Consider the following 20399-nt stretch of genomic DNA (forward strand, 5'->3'; position numbering starts at 1 on the left):
CGGTCAGGCGTTGCCTTCGATCTTGTCGACCCACTCGGGAAAGAAGCTCGGCGCCCGGCTCGACCATCCGGCCGCGGTTGCCGCAGCCTCGCTGATCGACTGGAGGAGGATGCGCCGCTTGTCGGGGTGAAGGTGCGGCAGCGCCGCCGCCGCGCAGAACGCACCGGGCAGCCACGGACGGACGGTGGGGCCGATCAGCCGCTCGTAGAGAAAGCGGTAGCTCGCGAAATTGTCGAGCCGCCCCTGGCCCAGGTCGAAGGCCGACATCGACACCAGCGGCGCCATGAATGGCTCGATGGCATCCAGGCCGCTGTCGTCGGGAACCAGGCGCCGCACCGCGCCCAGCCGGTCATAGACGTGGCGCTGCGCACGGATGCTGGCGGCCTCCACCATGTCGCGCGACCACAGCCGGATCGCGTCGCGACGGTCGAGACCCACGTCGAGCGAGCGGCGGATATAGCGCTGCGTGGACGAGGTGAAGCCTGCGAACTCCTTCATCTCCGCCAGCGCCATCGCGCCCGCTGCAGGCTGCATCCGTGTTCCCATCGTCCAACGCCTCCTTGTTTCGCCATCGGTATAAAAGCTGCCGTCTTTCGACGACGTTAACCGACGCAACGAAATGGATCAGAGGACATGCTGCGATGCAACGGAATTGCGCCGTGTTGCCGATTGGCTTGGCGGAAGTGGCGTCGCCGTGGCGCAGCCGCCACAGTGACGCCCTTGCGATCAGGCCGCGCCGCCCCGCTCGGCGTCCTCGTCATAGCCCGATGATTCTGCCGGTTCGTCATGGCCCGGGGCCGTCACCGACGGCGGATCGGACGCATCCATCGATTCATCGCTGCCACGGTCCAGCTTGGCATCGGCGTCGTCGGGCGACCGGCGCAACCGCTCCGTGATCGACCGGTCGTGCCCGGCATCCTGCCGGCCGGGCATGGTGCTCTCGTCCGGGTCCTGCTTGTTGTGGTCGTCGGCCATGACTCTCTCCTTTGGTCGCCTCAGCAACCCCGTGCCATCGCTCCCGGTTCCGCGTCGACAGGTGCATCCCCTGCTTCGACGAGCGCCGTTGGCCGCGTCCCCGCGCTCAAGCTATGGAACCGCATGGGAAGCGGGGAACAGCGCCGGCACGCGATCGGGGCCGAGGTGGCGATCTACACCATCCTCGGCTTCTGGCTTTTCTATGTCGTGGTGGTGTCGCTGCGCGGGGCCGTGATGGGCTTCCCGTCGCCGGCCGAATTCGCGCAGCGCCGCGCGGCCGTCACCGTCATCGGCATCGGCATCACCTATCTGCTCTACATGCTGCTGCGGCAGGTGGACGGCCGGCCGCTCGGCCACCGCGTCGCGGTCGCCTTCCTGGGTGCGGTGCCGGCATCGTTCGCGATCGCGCTGTTCAACTACTGGGTGTTCAACATCTACGACCCCACCAGCCTGTTCGAAACGAGCGGCATCGGGCCACAGGCTCCGGCGGAAGGCGAACCCACGATGATCCAGGAGATCGTCGAATTCGCGCTCACCCGCTATTTCTTCCTGATCGCCTGGGCGGGGCTCTACCTCGCCATCTCCTTCGCGGCGGAGGTCCGGGAGGCCGAACGCCGCGCCGCCGCCTACGCCCGCGCCGCGCAGGAGGCGGAAATCCGGTCGCTCCGCTACCAGGTCAACCCGCACTTCCTGTTCAACACGCTCAACTCGCTGTCCGCGCTCGTCATGACCGAGCGCGCGACCGAGGCCGAGACGATGATCATGAACCTGTCGACCTTCTTCCGCACCAGCCTCGCGAGCGACCCGACCGAGGACGTGGTGCTGGCGGAGGAGGTGCGGATGCAGCGCCTCTACCTCGATATCGAGGCCGTGCGCTTCCGCGACCGGCTGCGGGTGGAGATGGATCTCGCCCCAGGGCTGGAGCGCGCCTGCGTGCCCGCGCTCATCCTGCAGCCGCTGGTCGAAAACGCCATCAAGTACGGCGTGTCGCCGCTGTCCCGCCCCGTCACCATCCGAATCGCCGCGCGCACCGCGCAGGGGCGCCTGACGCTCACCGTCACGGACGACGGGCTCGGCGAGGCGGCAGCCAAGGCGCCGGGCGAACGTGTCGGCCTTGCCAATGTCCGCGACCGGCTCGTCGCCCGCTACGGGCCCGGCGCCGGCGTCGTCACGACCATGCCGCCGGGGGGCGGTTTCGTTGCCACGCTCACCCTGCCGGAGGTCTATAATGACTGCTGACGACCGCACCGCGCCGCTCCGCACGCTCATCGCCGACGACGAGCCGCTGGCGGTGGAGCGCCTGCAGCTGCTGTGCGCGCGCGAACCGCAGATCGAGGTCGTAGGCACCGCCGTCGACGGCGATGCCGCGCTTCGCCTCGTCGGCGCGCTCTCGCCCGACCTGCTGCTCCTGGACATCTCCATGCCGCAGCGCGACGGCATCGACGTGGCGCGCAGCCTCGCCGGGCTGGAGCGGGCACCCGCCATCATCTTCGTGACCGCCTACGACAATTTCGCGGTGGAGGCGTTCGACCTCGCCGCCATCGACTATCTGCTGAAGCCGGTGGCGCCGGATCGGCTGGCGCGCGCCGTGCAGCGGGTCGTTGAACGGCGGGCGGAGGCGAGCGGCGACCAGGCCGCGCCCGCGCCGGCGGCGTCGGGCTATGCGGAGGAATTCTGGGTCCCGCACCGCTCGCAGGTGATCCGCATCGGGGTCGCCGACATCGACCGCATCGATGCGGAGCGCGATTACATGCGCCTCCACGTCGGCGACCGCTCCTTCCTGCTCCACCAGACCATCAGTGCGCTGGAGGCGCGGCTGGACCCCGCCTTCTTCATCCGGGTGCATCGCTCCACCATTGTCCGGCGGGACCGCATCGTGGCGCTGCGCCATGATGGCACCGGGGGCTGGCAGGCCGATCTCGGCGAAGGCGGGCTGGCCCGCATCGGGCGGACCTATGTGAATGCGGTAAAGGCGCTCACCGGGCGCTGAGACCATCGCCGGCTCGCCGGGCGCTGAGACCATCGCTCGATCCCGGGCGCCAGGGCCATCGCCGGGGCCGATCGGCTCCGGCGATGGCGGCGGCGCGATCAACGCCGCCCGTTGATGGCGGCGCGCGCGTTGCTGAGGGCGGTGTTGCGGCAGCGGACACCGCCCAGATCGTCGCGGTTCGGTCCCAGGCGACGGCAGACGTTGCGGGCGGCGGTGCGAAGCCGCTGGTCCATCTCGGCGGCGTGTTCCGGCTGGCTGAGGTCGAGATCGCCGTAGAACACTTCTTCGGATGCACTGTTGACGATCGGCCGGGCCGCGGCCGGTGCGGCGGTGGCAAGCAGGGCGGCGGCGCACATGGCCGCCGTGGTGATGAACTTCGTCATGAACTGCGCTCCCTTGGCTCTGCGCCGCCGGCCGCTTGCGGGGGATCGCTTCGGTCGGTGGCGCATCCCCTGGCTAGGGCGCGCCGGCGGGCCGGTCAGCCGCGCTTCGTCGGGCGGCGCGGCACGTCGGCAAGGGGCGCGGCCGCATCGACAAACGCCATGCCGCCGCCGGCCACGGGGGCGCGACGGCGGCCTGGGTGCTCGTCGAAGGGCGACTCGCGGTCAGGCGGCGACGGTTGCCGCCTCGCTGCGCTGCCGGCGACGCACGGCGATTCCGACCACGCCGAACCCGGCGATCAGCATCGACCAGGTCGCCGGCTCCGGCACCGCCGTCACGCCCGCCACCGTGTAGTCGTAGATCACGCGGAAGCGCGCCTGCATCGATGCCGCCGCCGGCGGCTCGGACCATCCGCCCATGCCGCTGAAATTGGTGAAGGTGAGCGCCGCCGGCGCCGACCCCGTGGCATGGATGCCCAGCTGCCCGGTCCCCACGAACGGCGAGAAGCCGTCCGCCGCGATCTGCGTCACGCTGTGGCCCGTGCCCTCGACGGCAAAGCTGCCGCGGCTGCTGGTGGAGGACGAGATCGCCCCCTGGTAGGCGGCGCTGCCGATGTTGGTCTGCAGCGTCCCCGCCAGTGCGGCATCGACGCTGACCGGGCCGGACATCGATGTCAGCCAGTATCCGCGCATCACGCTGGCATCCATCTCCACCGTGATCGCGTTGAGCGCGCCCAGGGTCGGGTCGAACTTCGCGATCGATCCGGACCCGACGTTGGACCAGTTGCCCGTGACGATCAGGGTTGCCGCCGCCGCCGGCTGTGCGGATGCGAGGCCGACAACCATGGTGGTGAGGGCGAGGGGCGTGTTGAGGCGCATGAACTTTCTTCCTTCCCGCTCCGGCCGCAGCTTGGCCGGCCCCGCGTCTGCGGTGATCGGGCGTCCTTACCGCGTTATCCGTTAAACCTTGCCTTACGACGCCCCCGCTCCGGCGTGAGCCGGGGGCGTCTCGCCGCGAAGCGGGTCAGCGCGCGGCGGTGGCGATGGCGGTGGCGGCGGCAGGGGCGGCGGCGGTGCCATCGGCGGCGGGCGGTGCCTTCACATGCTGGTCCAGCCAGCGCGTCATCTCCCACAAGGTGTGGCCGACCGATTCCCGCGCGCGATATCCATGCGCCTCCAGCGGCAGCACGACATAGCGTGCGGTGGCACCCTGCCCTTTCAGCGCGGCATAGAAGCGCTCCGTCTGCACGGGAAAGGTGCCGCTGTTGTCGTCGGCCTGCCCGTGGATCAGCAGGATCGGCTCGTTGATGCGGTTGGCGTAGGTGAAGGGCGACATTCGCGTGTACACGTCCGTCGCCTCCCAATAGCTGCGCTGCTCCGCCTGGAAGCCGAACGGCGTCAGTGTCCGGTTGTAGGCGCCCGACCGCGCGATGCCGGTGCGGAACAGGTCGGTGTGCGCCAAGAGGTTGGCCGTCATGAACGCGCCGTAGCTGTGGCCGCCGACGGCGATCCGGTCGCGGCTCGCCACGCCCATGTCGACCACCGCCTTCACCGCCGCCTCTGCATTGGCGGTCAGCTGCTCGATATAGCTGTCGTTCGGCTCCGCCCCGCCCACGCCGACGATCGGCATGGATGGGTTGTCGAGGATGGCGTAGCCCTGCGTCAGCAGGAACAGGTGGCTGGATCCGCCCGGCCGCACGAACCGGTTCTGCACGTCCACCGTCTGTCCCGCGACGGCGGCATCGGTGAACTCCGCCGGATAGGCCCACATTAGCAGCGGCAGCGGCCCGTCGCGATCCTTGTTGTACCCCGCTGGCAGGTAAAGCGTGCCGGACAGCTTGACGCCGTCCGCGCGGGTGTAGGTGATCAGCTGGCGCGTGGCGTCCGCCAGCTGCGGCGCCGGATCGGGGAACCGGGTCAGCACGGTGGTCTGCCCGCCGCCCAGGTCCCGCAGCAGCAGGTTGGGCGGATCGACCCGCGTTTCGCGCCGCGTCACCGCGCGGGTGCCGGCCGCGTCGACAAAGCCCACCAGCGTCTCGTAATCGCTGTCGGCCGATGTCCACAGCCGTTCGGTTTGGCCGCTTCCGGTGTCCACCGCCGCGATGAACGGGAACTCGCCGCGCGGCGTCGCCCCCGCGCCTGTCATCAGCACGCGGCCGCGCCCGTCGAACCGCGCCACCGGAAAGCCGGCCGCATTGTCTTCGGTGATCGGCTCGCCCGGATCATTGTACCGATCCTGGTAATTGCGCTCGAGCAGGATGCGCGACTGCCCGGTCGACGGGTCGACGACATACCGGGTCTCGTGCCGGGTCTGGAACCACTGGGTCGATACCAGTGCCAGGTCGTCGCGACCCCACGTCACCCCGCCATAGCGCTCACCCATGTCGAGCATCCGGCGCGGCGCGCCACGGAACGGCGCCGCCAGCGTCAGCAGCCGGTCGCGCACCGCGGCCTGGTTCCGCGGGTTGCCGCCGTCCTGCGCTTCCACCCAGGCGAGCGTGGCCGGCGCGTCCGATCGCCATTCGACCTGCCGCGGCCCGACCGGCACCGCATCGAAGGCGGTGGGGATGTCGTCGCGCAGCGGCAGGTCGGCGACCCGGTGTTCCACCCGGCCGTTCATGTCGGTCACCACGATATCGGTGGGGAACAGCCGGGCCGGCACGGCATAGCTGTAGGGCTGCTTCACCGTGGTCAGCAGCAGGTGGCGCCCGTCGGGCGACACGTCCGCGCCCAGGTGCACGCCCGCCGCGCCGATCGCGCGGGGCGCGCCGTCCAGCGGCACCAGCGTCGGCTGCGATGTGAAGTAATGGGTGAACAGCACCTCGTCCGTCCGGTTCTGCAGCAGGTCCTGATAGGTGCGGACCGGCGCCGTGCGGCCGGCGGTTTCCTCCACGATCGGCCCCGCGGGCGTGCCCGTCGCCGCTGGGATGGCTCCGCGATCCGCCGGCACGGCGCGGACCAGCAGCCCGCGGCTGTCGGGCAGCCAGCTGTACCCGCCGCCCGCCGCCATGTTTACCTGCACCCGCTCGATCGGCCGCGGCCGCCCGCTCGCCACATCCACGGTCCACAGCGACAGGCCGGTCTCGCCATCGACCACCATCGCCAGCGTCCTGCCGTCGGGCGAAAAGGACGGCGCGGTGAACCGTATGCCGTCGGGCAGCGCGATGCGCCGCGGCGTGCCGCCGGTCACGTCCTGCAGCGACAGCCCGGTCAGCCACGCGACGCGGCTCTCCGCCGGTCCGTTGTTGCGCGGATTGATGCGATACCCGCCCAGTCGCAGCATCGGCTCGGCCAGCGAGGCGATCGACGGCAGGCTGGCCCGGTCGAAGATCGCCAGCGTCCGGTGGTCGGGCGACATCGCCACCCCCGGTGTCGGCGATGCGTCCAGGATCTCCGCGATCGGTGCAGGCGGCTGCTGATAGGCGAACGGTGCCGGGTTCTCCGATGGCGCAGGCGGCGTCTGCGCGGCACCAGTCTGGCACAGCAGGGTGGAGGCAAGCAGGACGGCAAGGGATCGGGTCACGGGCTTCTCCGCTGATGGTGGCAACACCTTAGCTCCCGCCCGCCCCCTGCCAACAGCAAAGCGGGCAGGCGGAAAACGTCGCGGGTCCACCCTCCGGCGCGCGGCCACGCCGCGGCCGGCAACAACCATGCGCGCTGTTCGTAGTCCCCCGGCGCACAGGCAGGAAGGACGGCAGCGGTGGCAAACGGCCGGGTGGTTGTGGTGACGGGTGCGGAATCGGGCATCGGCGCCGCGTGCGCCCGCGCCTTCGGAGGCAACGGGGACCGTGTCGCGATCCTCTATCACGGCGATGCGACCGCCGCCGGGGACAGCGCCGATGCGGTGCGCGCGGCCGGCGGCGATGCGATCTGCCTCCAGGCGGACGTCGCGGCCGAGGCGTCGGTGGACGCGGCGTTCGGCGCGGTGGAACAGCGCTGGGCGCCCGCCGACGTGCTGGTCAACTCCGCCGGGCTCAACATGACCGGCGTCGCCGTGCGCGACATGGCGCTGGCGCAGTGGCAGCGCCTGATCGACACCGACCTGACCGGCGCCTTTCTAACCTCGCGCCGGTTCCTGCGCGGGCGCGGCACGGTGCGGGCGGATGCGGCGATCATCCACATCTCGTCGATCCACGCCTATGCGGTGCGGGCCGGCGGCGCCGACTATTGCGCGGCCAAGGGCGGCCTCACCAACCTCGTCGAGACGCTCGCGATCGAGGAAGCGCCCCGCCTCATCCGCGTCAATGCGATCGAGCCCGGCATGATCCTGACGCCGATGAACGCGCGCGCCAGCACCGACGCGGACTATCGCCGCACGCTTGAAGGCAACATCCCGCTGGGTCGTGCCGGCGGGGCTGGCGAGGTCGCCGATCTTGCGCTGTTCCTCGCGTCGGATCGCGCGCGCTACATCACCGGCGCGCGGGTCGTGATCGATGGCGGCCTGTCCCTCATGCAGGCGCTCGGCGCATGACCGCACGCTTCCAGCCCGGACCCGCTCAAGCCGACATGAAGGAGCAGGTGGAGCCCGCTCCCATCGCGCTCGACTTCAACGTCAAGGCGATCGAGCCGGTGCTGCTGGACGGCCCGCCGGAGCTCGCCGACCGCGACCTGATGAGCCCCTTTGTCTGGCGCGAAGCGGACAGCCGGTACGGCATCATGGTCCGCGCCGTTCCCCGCGCCGGGACCACGCCCACCGACACCGGCGTCATCTGGGCGGGCTGGAGCGAGGATGGCCGCCGCTTCGCCATGAACGATGCCCCCGCCATCGTCCCCGGCCCCGACCCGCACGACGCCGGCGGGGTGGAGGATCCGACTGTGGTGCGCACGGCGGACGGCTATCTTGTATACTACACCGGCGTGCTGGCCGACCACGCGCATGGCGAGCTGTCCTACGCCACCGGCCCCTCGCTCGACCGGCTTGAAAAGAGCGGCGTCGCGCTCGCCTCGTCGAAATCGGAAGGCAACACCAAGGAAGCCACCGTTGACCGCACGGCGGATGGCCGGTGGCGCCTGTTCTACGAATATGCCGCGGATCAGGCATCCCGCGTCGGCCTCGCCTTCGGCACCGGCATGGCCGGACCCTGGCAGGAACAGCCCACCCCGTTCATGCCGCGCGAGGACAGCTGGGACGACTGGCACCTGTCGACCGGTCCGCTGCTGACCGACGACGCGGCGACGCCGGTGATGTTCTACAACGGCGCCACCCGTGACGCGCGCTGGCGGATCGGCTGGGTGGCGTTCGACCGCGACTACACGCGCGTCGTCGCGCGCGGCGTCCAGCCGCTCGTCACACCCCCGCCGGTCGCCGAACGCACCGCCACCGACATCGCCTTTGCCGCGTCCGTGGTGGTGGAAGGCGACGGCACCATCTGGCTCTACTACTCGCTGGAGGACCGCCGCCTGGCGCGAGCGCGCATTCGGCGGAGCTGAAGGGTAATCAGCGTCACCGCGAGCGAGGAGAGCAGGCTCTCAGAGGAGAGCAGGCTGCCGGGCACTCGCCTCCCGCCCAGCCTTCCGGAAGGCTGCGGTCGCGTCGACGAAGGGAATGTCCGGCTTCTTGCCTTGGAACAGCTCGGCCAAAGTCATGATCTGCAGCCGCGGATAACTCCGCCCGGTCGCCTCCGCATGGAAGCGACCGACCGCCGCGGCCTCTTTCTCCATCACGCTGGTCGGCAGCGCCTTAGTGATGAACACGCCGATCGGCGCCTTTTCACGCTCCATGGTGGAATGGAGGTCACGAATCATCTGCACGCCGACATTGTCGCCGCCCTTTACCGAAACGAGCGCCTTGTCCGTCCGCTTGCCGTCCGGCTTGAAGTAAATGATCCCATCGACTCCGCCGTCGGCACCTTTCTTCTTCCCGCCAAATGGCATCGCGTCCACCATCGACACCACCCACCACTGGAACTGATACTTGTCCCGTCGCGCCAGATCCTCAGCGGACGCGAGGTCCTTCGGCGTTCCCTCCACCGTGAACGCGGCACCCGGAAACGCCGCCTGCATCCGCTTCTCGATCAGGCTGATGGCAAGGTGCGTCACATCGATCCCGATCCAATGCCGCGCCAGCTTCTGCGCCGCATGGATCGCCGTGCCGCAGCCGCAGAACGGATCGAGCACCACATCGCCCTCGTTCTACGACGCAGCGATGATACGCTCGAGCAGGCCAATAGGCTTCTGCGTTGGATAACCTAACCTCTCTTCATCGCCTTGCGCTGTAAGCCAACGGACATCCTCATCGATGCCTTCTTGAGACCCGTGTAGCGTCCCACGAGTATGAGGTTGATAAGCCCAGATGTCTTGCAGCAGCAGGCCGGGGCTCCGATCCAAATACTGCCGGTATGTTGGCAACGCTCCCGACCCAACCGGAGGAAAATCGATCACGCCGAGGTCTGCCAGAGCATCGAGTTTTGCATGTTGTGGTAGGTCGGGATCGACGCCCAAGGCTGTCACTAAATCGCTTGGAACCGCCCAATGGCGCTTCGCCGCCGTAGGATCATAACCTCGCCAAACCTTGCCGGACTCACCGTTCCGTGTTCCAGCTCCATGGATCGAGTTTGTCCAGAAATATCCTCGCCGGTCTTCCTTCTTGAAGTAGCTCTCCACATGGCCGCGAGTGTACGGTCGGAACACTGGGCGGTGGCGATAAGCCGCAGACTTCCTATAAAAGTGGATCACATCGTGAACCGGGCCAAATCGCTTGGCATTGTTGTGCGAGCCCGTCCTTCGCCAAATCACCTCGTTTAACCAGTTATCTGCCCCAAACACCCCATCCAGCAGCAGCTTCAAGTAGTGGCTCGCCGTAGGGTCGCAGTGGAGATATAGGCTGCCGGTCGGCTTCAGCACCCGGTGCAATTCGACCAGGCGGATCGCCATCATTGACAGGTACGCCATCACGTCGTTCTCGCCCAGGAACGACCGCATTGCGTTCAGCAGGTCGAACGCCTTGCTATTGCCGCTGCGGGCGACCTGATCGAAGGCGTCCTCCGCCGTATCGTTCCAGTGCCAGGTGTCCTCGAACGCCTCGATCTGCGCGTCGGCCTGCGTGCCGGCAGGCGACTTGAACAGGATGTTGTAGTTGGCGTTCGAATTGAACGGCGGGTCCAGGTAGACCAGGTCGACGCTTTCGCTCGCCACATGCTCACGCAGCACGTCGAGATTGTCGCCGTAGAAAAGCCGATTGGTCATCTTTGCTCCAAGGAACGCACCGGGAACACCAGCACAGCTTGGACGTTAGACATGACGCGTGCATCTTTCCAGAAGGAACCGACGATGGCGGACAAGAAGACCTCATCTGAAGCGGCAAGGTCAGCCTCAAAGACGTTGCGTGATGGTCGAACGTCGAAAGATTCGAAAGCAGCGGCGGGCTCTGCTTTGAGCCAGAAGGAAGGTAGCAAGAAGAAGTCGTAGCGTCCCCGCCAAACAATGCCGAGCGCGGGCGCGCCTCACCTCGCAACATGCGCCCGGCTTCCCTATCTCCCGCTCTGGCCTGCCAACCGGAACGGACGTAGAACACCCCTATGCTGACCCACATCAACGTCCGCGGCGCGCGCGAGCATAATCTGAAGGGCGTGGACGTCTCGATTCCGCGCGACACGCTGACCGTCATCACGGGGCTGTCGGGCTCGGGCAAGTCCTCGCTCGCGTTCGACACCATCTATGCGGAGGGGCAGCGGCGTTATGTGGAGTCGCTCTCCGCCTATGCCCGGCAGTTCCTCGAGCTGATGCAGAAGCCGGACGTCGACCATATCGACGGCCTGTCGCCCGCCATCTCAATCGAACAGAAGACCACCAGCCGCAATCCGCGCTCCACGGTCGCGACCGTCACCGAGATCTACGATTATATGCGCCTGCTGTGGGCGCGGGTCGGCGTGCCCTATTCGCCCGCCACCGGCCTGCCGATCGAGGCGCAGCAGGTCAGCCAGATGGTCGACCGCGTGATGTCGCTGCCCGAAGGCACCCGGCTCTACCTGCTCGCCCCCGTCGTGCGCGGCCGCAAGGGGGAGTATCGGAAGGAACTCGCCGAATGGCAGAAGGCGGGCTTCACCCGCGTGCGCATCGACGGGCAGTTCCACGACATCGACGAGGCCCCCGCGCTCGACAAGAAGTACAAGCACGACATCGAGGTGGTGGTGGACCGCCTGGTCGTCCGCGACGGGCTGCAGACCCGCCTCGCCGACAGTTTCGAGACCGCGCTGAAGCTGGCCGACGGCCTCGCCTATCTCGACCCCGCCGATCCGGTCGCGGACGAGGTCGAGCCGCGCACGCCCAAGTCCGCGATCCTGGGCGACAACGCGCCCGAAGGCCGCATCGTCTTCTCGCAAAGCTTCTCCTGCCCCGTCTCCGGCTTCACCATTCCGGAAATCGAGCCCCGCCTGTTCTCCTTCAACGCGCCGCAGGGCGCCTGCCCGGCCTGCGACGGCCTTGGCGAAAAGCTGCTGTTCGACGTCGATCTCGTCGTCCCCAACCACGCGCTGTCGCTGAAGAAGGGCGCCGTCGTCCCCTGGGCCAAGTCCAACCCGCCGTCGCCCTACTACATGCAGGTGCTGGCCAGCCTGGCGAAGGCCTACGACTTCTCGCTGGAAACGCCCTGGGGGGAGCTGCCCGCCGCCACGCAGGACGTCATCCTGACGGGCTCGAAGGGCAAGCCCGTCACCCTCACCTTCATCGACGGCAAGAAGAAGTACGACGTCACCAAGCCGTTCGAAGGCGTACTCGGCAACCTCCAGCGCCGCCTGGCGCAGACGGAAAGCGCCTGGATGCGCGAGGAGCTGGTGAAGTTCCAGTCGCCCTCCCCGTGCGAGGTCTGCGGCGGCGCGCGGCTGAAGCCGGAGGCGCTGTCGGTCAAGGTCGCGGGCGAGAACATCAGCCACGCCACCCGCCTCAGCGTGGTGGACGCGCTCGCCTGGTTCCGCGCGCTTCCCGACCGGCTCGGCGACCAGCAGCGCCAGATCGCCGAACGCATCCTGAAGGAGATCGTGGAGCGGCTGGGCTTCCTCGACAATGTCGGGCTCGATTACCTCAACCTCAACCGCACCTCCGGCACGCTGTCGGGCGGCGAGTCGCAGCGCATCCGCCTCGCCTCGCAGATCGGCTCGGGCCTCTCCGGCGTGCTCTACGTCCTCGACGAGCCCTCGATCGGCCTCCACCAGCGCGACAACGACATGCTGCTCGCCACCCTCCGGCGGCTGCGCGACCTCGGCAACACGGTGGTGGTGGTGGAGCATGACGAGGATGCCATCCGCTCCGCCGACCATGTCATCGACATGGGGCCGGGCGCCGGCGTCCACGGCGGCCGCGTCGTGGCGGAAGGGACGCTCGCCGACGTGCTCGCCACCGAAGGCAGCATCACCGCCGACTATCTCTCCGGCCGGCGCGAGGTGCCGGTCCCGGCCAAGCGCCGCAAGGGATCGGGCAAGAAGCTGACGGTGAAGGGCGCCCGCGCCAACAACCTGACGAACGTCACCGCCGCCATCCCGCTCGGCACCTTTACCTGCATCACCGGCGTGTCCGGGTCGGGCAAGTCCAGCTTCACCATCGACACGCTCTATGCCGGCGCCGCCCGTGCCTTGAACGGCGCGCGCATCGTCTGCGGCCCGTGCGAGAAGATCGACGGGCTCCAGCATCTCGACAAGGTGATCGACATCGATCAGTCGCCGATCGGCCGCACCCCGCGCTCCAACCCCGCCACCTACACCGGCGCCTTCACCCAGATCCGCGACTGGTTCGCCGGCCTGCCGGAGGCGCAGGCGCGCGGCTACAAGCCCGGGCGCTTCTCCTTCAACGTGAAGGGCGGCCGGTGCGAGGCGTGCCAGGGCGACGGCGTCTTGAAGATCGAGATGCACTTCCTCCCCGACGTCTATGTCACCTGCGATGTCTGCCACGGCGCCCGCTACAACCGCGAAACGCTGGAGGTGAAGTTCAAGGGCAAGTCGATCGCCGACGTGCTCGACATGACGGTCGAGGACGCTGTCGAGTTCTTCAAGGCCGTGCCCCCCATCCGCGATCGCATGGCGATGCTGGCGGAGGTCGGGCTCGGCTACGTCAAGGTCGGGCAGCAGGCGACGACCCTGTCGGGCGGCGAGGCACAGCGCGTGAAGCTCGCCAAGGAGCTCGCCCGCCGCGCCACCGGCCAGACGCTCTATATCCTCGACGAGCCCACCACCGGCCTCCATTTCGAGGACGTGCGAAAGCTGCTGGAGGTGCTCCACGCGCTGGTCGACCAGGGCAACAGCGTGGTGGTGATCGAACATAATCTCGACGTCATCAAGACCGCCGACTGGATCATCGACATGGGGCCGGAAGGCGGCGTCAAGGGCGGCAAGGTGATCGCGGAGGGCACGCCCGAACAGGTGGTGCGCGTCGCGGGGAGCTACACGGGGCGGTATCTGGCGCCGCTGCTGGAGCGGGGGAAGGGTGCGGAGGCTGTGGCGGCGGAGTGAATTAGCGCCTTGAGATTCCATTCACATCAAATCTAAGCTGTGCTTGCCTAGCGATATTGGCTACGAAGAAGCATGAACGACGCCGATGCCTACCTTGATCTATCTGAGAAGGTAATTCGGGCTTTAAGGCGTCCAGCCTCCACGCGCGACATACTTAGAGAAGCTACTCTTCGGGACCTAATACCTCCCCACCTGCACGGTAGAACCCAGCACAAAACAATTGGCGCGAGATTGAGTGAAGATATTCTTGCGAAGCGGGAACGCTGCCGGTTTTTCAGGGTCAGACCCGGAAGGTTTTTCCTGAGATCATTTATCGACGATCCAACAATCCCAAAGGATTTTAAAACCCCGATTGTAGCACGACGCCGTTCTCGGCAGCTTCAGCGGGAATGCGCGGCTTACATTCACGCCGATAAACTGCCCTCGGCTTATTCTGCTAGCGACAGAATGCGAGCGTCCGATTTTCGCAAGCTCGTTCGACTTGAGAATATTGAGTACTATAGCGGGGTGCACTCTGATCCTCTAGCCATTCCGATTTACACAGCTGCATATGTAAAACGCGGTTCGCGTCTATTGGTTTACCGGCGCGGATCGTTTGCGGAGTCGAGGCTTGGCTTTAAGGGATTACGGACAGCCCTGTTTGCATCGCCCCTTGCTCAAAGTGATCGCACGTTATTTGATCTCTTTGACCATGGCGCAGTCACTACGTCCTTAATGGCGCTCGCAACCGACTTGGATCTCTATCTTTCTCCTCATTTACCGGGCTTCGAGGAAAGCGCAAGATTAACAGGAGCTGTGGTATTTACAGATCCTATGAAGAGCCTCGTGGGCTTTGTAGAGGTTGTTCCACCACCAGATTATACGCCCTACTCTCGCAAGCTATCGATTGGCGGGTTTGAATGGGCCCCGATCAGTACCCTTACGTCTAATATAAATGAGTTTGATCCTTGGACAGTTTCGATTATTCGTCACTTAGATAGCGGAGCAATCAAGGCCTCATGAGGGATAAGCCGTTCACCATTGAGGAAGAACGGTTTATTGCGCAGCAACTGGGCGCCGTTGAAGATCGTCAGGTTCAAAGAGCTCTCCAGTTTCTTTGTGAACAATACAGACGGGGGCGATTTAGTACGGACTCAGTTCGGTTGCGCACCCTTGTAATTAACTGCCTATTTCGAAATTACGAAGGTGTGAAGCGATGGGCACTAAATGCCCTTGTTGAGATAGGGCTCGGCGCCCACCGTGAAACGGTGGTATCAATGGCGCCTAGTTTTTTAGATCACCCAGACCTTTATGCATCCTTTGTGAGGCTTATCTTCTTTGGTGAGCGCGAGGATAAAGCGCTGCTGACTTTTAGTCGTCTTGGCCTACCGCTTCATGGGCTGGCATTAATAGCTGGAGCAGAGCACAGTCATCAACTTCGCAGGCGCCTTATCAAGGAACGCATTCCTCTGGAGCGAGCGGACGTTGATGAGCTTCGGGCTGCAATTGTATTAACAGGCAGGCAAAAAGCACCTCCCCATATTTTCTTGCCAAACCATTCTAATGAGTTAGCACTAGGAGAGCTGACGCTTCATGATTCTGACCCAGTAAAGAAATACGCTATTTGGGCGCAAGCTGAACGTAGACTTGGTTTTTCGGCGCTTCGCATTCCTATATCAGATTACGACAGTAGTGCGCCGCAAGTGAGAAAATGGATACTACGCCTCTTGTTTTCCGATCCCGATGGTCTATCAAAGAACATTGATCTCATAAAGCATGCGCAACTCGATGATAATGAGGATGTTCGGCAGGAGGCGGCAATTCAGCTTAGATCGAATTATGTTTTGGACGGATCCCCTTACCTCCAAGATTGGCTTGCCTCAGAAACCCACGAGCCTACAAAGCTAGCGCTGCTGGATCATATCACTGCTTTTGCTTACAGAGATCCTAGTTACCTTGCGATCTGCCTGAGTTTTTACAGAGAGGCGCCGTTAAAATCGGTTTTGCGTACTCGCCTGGAGGCAGCAGCTTCCGGTACCTCTGTGTTCAAAAGGTTGAGAGCTATAGAGCTTGAGGAAGAAAGCGCTTCATTATTCTCAAATGATAATGAATGGGAGGGCCGCTCCGTGACTAACCTGACCCAGAACTTCTATGCTCCAGTCGGCTCTGCAACGGGCACAGGAGCTATTAGTGCGGATACTATATCAGCGATATCAAACGTTAATAACGTACAGTTACAAAGCGCGCTTCTCTCAGCGAGTAGCTTACTTGAGAAACTGAAGGATGAAGACATTCGCGCTGAGGGAAAAGTCGCGATCGAGAGTGTGGCAAAGGCCCCATCAAGACTTGGGATCGGCAGGGTAATAGATTGGCTTGGCAAGATAAAGAATGGTATGGATACAACATCCGGCTTAATTAGCTCGGCAGACGGACTTATAGAGACCTTCCAGAACATGGATTTTCCTGGATAGGATTATCCAGGATGATTACTTGTTACCCATGATACTCCCTGAACACCGCCACCACGATCGCGTCGCGGGCGCCGCACTGGCGGCAGCGGAGACGCTTTTCCGCTTCGCTGACGGAGATCGGCGGCTGGAACATGTCGTTGAACATCTTGGCCGGGAACACCACCACCCGCTTGCACCCGCGGCACCGCACCTCCGCCGACTGGTGGCGGGTCATGAAGCCGCTGGTGATCCAGACTCGGAAATTGCCCATGCAGGCATTAGAACGAATGGGGAACGTGTAGGAAAGGCCGCCGCGGCAAAGCCGCGTCGTCGGTCGGCGCTTTCGGCGCCGCCGGCCGGGCGCGCCTCCAGCCTCGATTTAGCGCAGCTAAATCGCTAGGCCGGCGCGCCATGTGCAACGAAGCAGCCCGTCGCATCGCTCTCGGCCAGCTCCGCGAGGATTTCAGCGACCTTCGCATACCCCTCGTCTTTCCCGAAGGCGCGCCCAACATGGCGCCGCTCGACGGCTTCCGCATCACCGATCCCACCGTGGTCGTCCGCACCGCCGCCTCCGCTGCCGACGCCCCGCCCGGCGCCGCCGAGTTCGACGCGCAGCGTGCCCCCGGCACGCCGCGTCCCGCCGAACTTGTCACCCGCCGCTGGAGCTGGCCCGGGCCCGGCGGCCGCCCCGTCTACAACTACCGCTCGGACGGCCGCACGATTGCCAACACTGGCGCAAAGGGCGGCCGCTGCCTCATCCCGGTCGACGGCTTCTATGAATTCACCGCGCCCGAGGGCGGGGCGAAGCGCAAGACCCGCTGGATCTTCAACCACAGCCGCGACCCCTGGTTCTGCATCGCCGGCATCTGGCGCGCGGACGCGGGCGTGGGGGAGGCGTTCGCGATGCTCACGGCCGAACCCGGGCCGGACGTCGCGCCCTATCACAGCCGCCAGGTCGTGGTGATCGACCGTGCCGACTGGGCCGGCTGGCTCGACGGCACCGCCCCCACCGCCGATCTCTGCCGCCCCGCGCCGGCGGGCACGCTCCGCGCGACCAAGGTGGGCTGAGGGGGGCGCCGCGGCACAGCCGCGTCGTCGGTCGGCGCTTTCCGCGCCGCCGGCCGGCCTTGCCAGATGGAGGGCAAGCTTGGCTTGCCCTTGATCGCGGCGTTGCCGCTCCCATATGGCTGCGGCTCGCATATCGACGGTCTTTCGGCGCTTTGCGGCTCCAACTTCCTTCTTTCCCTGCTCGCGGCCCCAGGCGGCCCGACGATCGGGTCGCCCCAACGAAGGAAGGATCCGCCTCATGGCGATCACCGGTACCGTCAAGTTCTTCAACGCCGACAAGGGCTATGGCTTTATCGCGCCCGATGGCGGCGGCAACGATGCGTTCGTCCACATCTCCGCGGTGGAGCGCGCCGGCATGGGCACGCTCAACCAGAACGACCGCGTCAGCTATGATCTGGAGGAGGATCGCCGCGGCAAGACCGCAGCCGTCAACCTCCAGCACGCCGAGTAGCATCGGCCACCGGGCGGCGGCTCACCCGGGACGTCGCCCCCGTTTCCGCTCACGAGGAGGACCGCTCATGGTCGACGAAGCCAGCCTGTACCGCGAACGCGCCGATGCGGAGCGCCGCAACGCCGATGCCGCGACGCTCGACAATGTTCGCATCCGCGCCGAACGGGCCGAGGCGGCATGGGCCGCGATGGCCGACCGGTCGGACCGCACCCGCATCCAGCGGCAGGAGCGTGAGGCCCAGGCCGTCGCCGCCCGCACCGCGCGCGACGCGGACGCCGCCGCCAACCCGGACTCCGATCCCGCCGGCTGATCCCGGCTTGGCCGCCGCCCGGCGCAAACTTTGTCGGGCGCCGCGCATCCCCGCGCCGCCGGACGCGTTCGTTCCCCGAACCATCTTATGGGGACATGGACCATGAGCATCTTCGGCAAGATCAAGCACGCCATCTTCGGCGACAACGGCCCGCTCGGCGGGCAGTTCGGCGGTGGCGGCGCACGCCCCGCGCCCGCCCCGGCTCCCACGCCCGCGCAGCCGACGGCGGCACCCCGCCCCGCGGTGCCGGCGCCCGCCCCGGCCGCACCCGCCGCCCAGCCGCAGCCGACCGCGCAGCAGCCGCAACAGCAGCAGCCGGTCGATGTGGAGGCCGTCCTCACCCGCCTCCAGGAACAGAAGGGTGGCCCGGCGCTCAACTGGCGCACCTCCATCGTCGACCTGATGAAGCTGCTCGACATCGATTCCAGCCTCGACAACCGCCGCGAGCTCGCGACCGAGCTTGGCTACACCGGTGAGAAGAACGGCTCGGCCGAAATGAACATCTGGCTGCACAAGGCCGTGATGCGCGCGCTTGCCGACAATGGTGGCCGCGTCCCCGCCGACCTGCGCGACTGAAAAGGAGCTCCCTCGATGACCACCCGCACCGCAACCGCCCGCTACGAAGGCCTGGGGAAGGACGGCAAGGGCCGCTTGACGGCGCCCTCCGGCGTCCTGGACGGCACGCCGTACAGCTTCAACACGCGTTTTGGCGACGAAAAGGGCACAAATCCGGAAGAATTGATCGCCGCCGCGCACGCCGGCTGCTTCACAATGGCCCTGTCCTTCGCGCTCGCCGGTGCCGGCCACACGGACGGCACGCTCGAAACCACGGCAAAGGTGACGCTCGACAAGGACGGCGACGGCTTCAAGGTCACCCGCTCCGAACTCGACCTCAATGGCCAGGTCCCGGGGCTGTCGGCCGAGGAATTCGACCGTTTTGCGCAGGAAGCGAAGGCCAACTGCCCGATCTCCAAGCTCCTCAACGCCGACATCAGCTTGACACATCGGTTCGGCTGACCGGGCGGGCGGGGCCGAAGCGACACGCCTCCGGAACGACCCCGCCCCCTGCCCGTTGTCGGCCGGACAAACATCGATTGGGAGTGTCAACATGGCCGACAACGACGATACGACCCCGACCGGCCCGGACGCTCCCGCCCGGCGCCCGCGCAAGTCCACCGCGCCCAAGTCCGCCCGCGCCCCCCGCGCCGCCAAGGCGGATGCCGCCGCGCCGAAATCCACCCGCAGCAAGAAGGCGGCCGACGCGCCCAAGCCCGCACCCCGCCGCAAGGCCGCGGCCCGCAAGGCAACCGCCAAGGGCCCCGTCGCCACCGCCCGCAAGTCCGCGACCAAGGCCGCGGACCGCGTCGGGAAGAGCGCACGCAACGCCGCCGAGGTGATCGCCGACACCGCCAAGAAGCCCGGTGTTATCGCCGCCCTCGTTGCCGGTGCAGGCGCCGCGATCGCGGCCGGCGCCGTGCTCTACAGCCGCAGCCGTCCCGCCAAGGGCGGCGACGCGTCGACCCGCCCCGGTCAGGAGGGGCATGCCGTGCCCGACCTTGCATCCGACAAGCCCCATAACGGCCCGGCGGACCGCGCGCCCGACGCCTTCCGCCCGGATCCGACCGCTGGCATCCCGGACGGTGACCGGTCCGCCTTCGCGCCTGCTCTGGTGAAGGACGGTCCTCCCTCCAACCCGTAAGGGCTGGCGCTTAGCGCTGGCCCACGCCGCCCTCCGCACCGCCACCGCCCGCACCGGCGGTGTCGGCAGGGGTGCCGGACCCCGCATCCGCCGCACCTGCGCCCGTCCCGATCGCCTCTCCGAGGCTGGACGGCCGCTCCGCACCGCCAGCCAAAGACCGCTCACCGACAGCGCGCGGATCGCGCGGCGCATCGCCCCCAATCCCCGTCAGGTCGCCGGCGCCGCCGGGGTCCAGTCCGTCCCGTTCCGGCAGGGTCGCCGCCGGATCGCCGCCGCCCTGCTTCAGGTCCGCAGGTCCCGCAGTGTCGGGCCCTGTTGCCGGCATCTTGTCGCTGCTGTTCATCAGACGCTCTCCTTTCGCGAGACAACGCCTCAACGGTTCGTCGTGTTGCTCGGGGTTCATGAAACAGGGCGCAGGGGAGACGCGTTGGACAAACTGAAACGATCCAGAAAGGACTGTTGTTATGCGTATGATGACCTTTGCCGCTGCGGCGGCCCTGACCATTGCCCCGACGATGATCGTCGCGGTTGACAGTGCCGAGGCCCAGCGTGGCCGCGACGGCTGGACGCGTGAGTGGCGCGGTTGTGACGGCCGGACCTATTCCGCAAGAACGACGGCACCACCGGCCTCCTGATCGGCGGCGCGGCCGGTGCGCTC

General features: G+C 66.6%; 23 protein-coding genes and 1 pseudogene. 15 read left to right on the forward strand and 9 right to left on the reverse strand.

Annotated features, from left to right (window positions below; all coding sequences use genetic code 11):
- Positions 1 to 3 precede the first annotated feature (3 nt).
- Together GGR88_RS10640 and GGR88_RS10645 are read right to left on the reverse strand one after the other, a co-directional pair.
- The gene (locus tag GGR88_RS10640; protein WP_167954787.1) at positions 4 to 546 is read right to left on the reverse strand and encodes a hypothetical protein; all 543 of its coding nucleotides are present in this window, start codon (positions 544 to 546) and stop codon (positions 4 to 6) included.
- A gap of 180 nt (positions 547 to 726) precedes the next feature.
- A complete protein-coding gene (locus tag GGR88_RS10645; RefSeq protein ID WP_167954789.1) occupies positions 727 to 975 on the reverse strand; it encodes a hypothetical protein in 249 nt (82 codons plus the stop codon).
- A gap of 123 nt (positions 976 to 1098) precedes the next feature.
- Between GGR88_RS10645 and GGR88_RS10650 the strand changes: the two genes are divergently transcribed.
- Together GGR88_RS10650 and GGR88_RS10655 are read left to right on the forward strand one after the other, a co-directional pair.
- Positions 1099 to 2214, forward strand: coding sequence for a sensor histidine kinase (locus GGR88_RS10650; protein WP_167954791.1), 1116 nt, complete (start codon positions 1099 to 1101; stop codon positions 2212 to 2214).
- A complete protein-coding gene (locus GGR88_RS10655; RefSeq protein WP_167954793.1) occupies positions 2204 to 2965 on the forward strand; it encodes a LytR/AlgR family response regulator transcription factor in 762 nt (253 codons plus the stop codon). Before GGR88_RS10650 ends, GGR88_RS10655 begins: the two co-directional genes overlap by 11 nt.
- 98 nt (positions 2966 to 3063) lie before the next feature.
- Here the strand turns inward: GGR88_RS10655 and GGR88_RS10660 are convergent, their stop codons facing one another.
- The 3 genes from GGR88_RS10660 to GGR88_RS15615 form a co-directional block, all read right to left on the reverse strand.
- Positions 3064 to 3348 carry a UrcA family protein gene (locus GGR88_RS10660; RefSeq protein WP_167954795.1) on the reverse strand — a complete coding sequence of 95 codons (285 nt, stop codon included), beginning with the start codon at positions 3346 to 3348 and terminating at the stop codon, positions 3064 to 3066.
- Positions 3349 to 3570: 222 nt separating this feature from the next.
- On the reverse strand, positions 3571 to 4224 hold the full coding sequence (locus tag GGR88_RS15075) for a PEPxxWA-CTERM sorting domain-containing protein (RefSeq protein ID WP_209023372.1): 654 nt from the start codon (positions 4222 to 4224) through the stop codon (positions 3571 to 3573).
- A gap of 145 nt (positions 4225 to 4369) precedes the next feature.
- Positions 4370 to 6868 (reverse strand): prolyl oligopeptidase family serine peptidase, encoded by a 2499-nt coding sequence (locus GGR88_RS15615; protein WP_209023373.1) that lies wholly within the window; start codon positions 6866 to 6868, stop codon positions 4370 to 4372.
- A 177-nt stretch (positions 6869 to 7045) separates the two neighbouring features.
- On the opposite strand from GGR88_RS15615, the gene GGR88_RS10675 reads away from it, so the two are divergent.
- Together GGR88_RS10675 and GGR88_RS10680 are read left to right on the forward strand one after the other, a co-directional pair.
- Positions 7046 to 7816 (forward strand): SDR family oxidoreductase, encoded by a 771-nt coding sequence (locus tag GGR88_RS10675; RefSeq protein WP_342449782.1) that lies wholly within the window; start codon positions 7046 to 7048, stop codon positions 7814 to 7816.
- Complete coding sequence (locus tag GGR88_RS10680; protein ID WP_167954799.1) at positions 7813 to 8775, forward strand: glycoside hydrolase family 130 protein; 963 nt, start codon at positions 7813 to 7815, stop codon at positions 8773 to 8775. Before GGR88_RS10675 ends, GGR88_RS10680 begins: the two co-directional genes overlap by 4 nt.
- A gap of 39 nt (positions 8776 to 8814) precedes the next feature.
- Here GGR88_RS10680 and GGR88_RS15340 read toward each other — a convergent pair whose 3' ends face one another.
- Both GGR88_RS15340 and GGR88_RS10685 read right to left on the reverse strand, forming a co-directional pair.
- On the reverse strand, positions 8815 to 9348 hold the full coding sequence (locus tag GGR88_RS15340) for a restriction endonuclease (RefSeq protein ID WP_280742597.1): 534 nt from the start codon (positions 9346 to 9348) through the stop codon (positions 8815 to 8817).
- A 69-nt stretch (positions 9349 to 9417) separates the two neighbouring features.
- Positions 9418 to 10530: pseudogene (locus tag GGR88_RS10685) on the reverse strand (DNA methyltransferase); the annotation flags it as partial.
- Between the two features lie 84 nt (positions 10531 to 10614).
- Here GGR88_RS10685 and GGR88_RS10690 point away from each other — a divergent pair.
- The 4 genes from GGR88_RS10690 (at position 10615) to GGR88_RS10705 (ending at position 16234) form a co-directional block, all read left to right on the forward strand.
- Entirely contained in the window at positions 10615 to 10752 is a 138-nt protein-coding gene (locus GGR88_RS10690) for a hypothetical protein (RefSeq protein ID WP_167954801.1), read from the forward strand.
- Positions 10753 to 10862: 110 nt separating this feature from the next.
- Positions 10863 to 13784, forward strand: a complete 2922-nt coding sequence (gene uvrA, locus GGR88_RS10695; protein ID WP_167954803.1) for an excinuclease ABC subunit UvrA — start codon at positions 10863 to 10865, stop codon at positions 13782 to 13784.
- Between the two features lie 72 nt (positions 13785 to 13856).
- Entirely contained in the window at positions 13857 to 14786 is a 930-nt protein-coding gene (locus GGR88_RS10700; protein ID WP_167954805.1) for an HTH domain-containing protein, read from the forward strand.
- A complete protein-coding gene (locus GGR88_RS10705; RefSeq protein WP_167954807.1) occupies positions 14783 to 16234 on the forward strand; it encodes a hypothetical protein in 1452 nt (483 codons plus the stop codon). Before GGR88_RS10700 ends, GGR88_RS10705 begins: the two co-directional genes overlap by 4 nt.
- A gap of 22 nt (positions 16235 to 16256) precedes the next feature.
- On the opposite strand, the gene GGR88_RS10710 is transcribed toward GGR88_RS10705, so the two are convergent.
- Complete coding sequence (locus GGR88_RS10710; RefSeq protein ID WP_167954810.1) at positions 16257 to 16484, reverse strand: hypothetical protein; 228 nt, start codon at positions 16482 to 16484, stop codon at positions 16257 to 16259.
- A gap of 140 nt (positions 16485 to 16624) precedes the next feature.
- Here GGR88_RS10710 and GGR88_RS10715 point away from each other — a divergent pair, with 140 nt between their 5' ends.
- The 6 genes from GGR88_RS10715 to GGR88_RS10740 all read left to right on the forward strand — a co-directional run bounded on the left by GGR88_RS10715 (position 16625) and on the right by GGR88_RS10740 (position 19741).
- Positions 16625 to 17281, forward strand: a complete 657-nt coding sequence (locus GGR88_RS10715; protein WP_167954812.1) for an SOS response-associated peptidase family protein — start codon at positions 16625 to 16627, stop codon at positions 17279 to 17281.
- A gap of 238 nt (positions 17282 to 17519) precedes the next feature.
- Positions 17520 to 17732: a cold-shock protein gene (locus tag GGR88_RS10720; RefSeq protein WP_167954814.1), complete on the forward strand. Its 213-nt coding sequence runs from the start codon at positions 17520 to 17522 to the stop codon at positions 17730 to 17732.
- Between the two features lie 67 nt (positions 17733 to 17799).
- Positions 17800 to 18042 (forward strand): hypothetical protein, encoded by a 243-nt coding sequence (locus GGR88_RS10725; protein WP_167954816.1) that lies wholly within the window; start codon positions 17800 to 17802, stop codon positions 18040 to 18042.
- 102 nt (positions 18043 to 18144) lie between these two features.
- Positions 18145 to 18618 (forward strand): DUF3597 domain-containing protein, encoded by a 474-nt coding sequence (locus tag GGR88_RS10730; RefSeq protein ID WP_167954818.1) that lies wholly within the window; start codon positions 18145 to 18147, stop codon positions 18616 to 18618.
- A gap of 15 nt (positions 18619 to 18633) precedes the next feature.
- The gene (locus GGR88_RS10735; RefSeq protein ID WP_167954820.1) at positions 18634 to 19059 is read left to right on the forward strand and encodes an OsmC family protein; all 426 of its coding nucleotides are present in this window, start codon (positions 18634 to 18636) and stop codon (positions 19057 to 19059) included.
- Between the two features lie 91 nt (positions 19060 to 19150).
- Positions 19151 to 19741, forward strand: coding sequence for a hypothetical protein (locus tag GGR88_RS10740; RefSeq protein ID WP_167954822.1), 591 nt, complete (start codon positions 19151 to 19153; stop codon positions 19739 to 19741).
- A 10-nt stretch (positions 19742 to 19751) separates the two neighbouring features.
- Here GGR88_RS10740 and GGR88_RS10745 read toward each other — a convergent pair whose 3' ends face one another.
- Positions 19752 to 20084, reverse strand: coding sequence for a hypothetical protein (locus GGR88_RS10745; protein ID WP_167954824.1), 333 nt, complete (start codon positions 20082 to 20084; stop codon positions 19752 to 19754).
- 121 nt (positions 20085 to 20205) lie between these two features.
- On the opposite strand from GGR88_RS10745, the gene GGR88_RS15620 reads away from it, so the two are divergent.
- On the forward strand, positions 20206 to 20376 hold the full coding sequence (locus tag GGR88_RS15620) for a hypothetical protein (protein WP_342449783.1): 171 nt from the start codon (positions 20206 to 20208) through the stop codon (positions 20374 to 20376).
- Positions 20377 to 20399: the final 23 nt, after the last annotated feature.

Origin of the sequence: Sphingomonas jejuensis, assembly GCF_011927695.1 — a bacterium.
Lineage (GTDB): Bacteria > Pseudomonadota > Alphaproteobacteria > Sphingomonadales > Sphingomonadaceae > Sphingomonas_K > Sphingomonas_K jejuensis.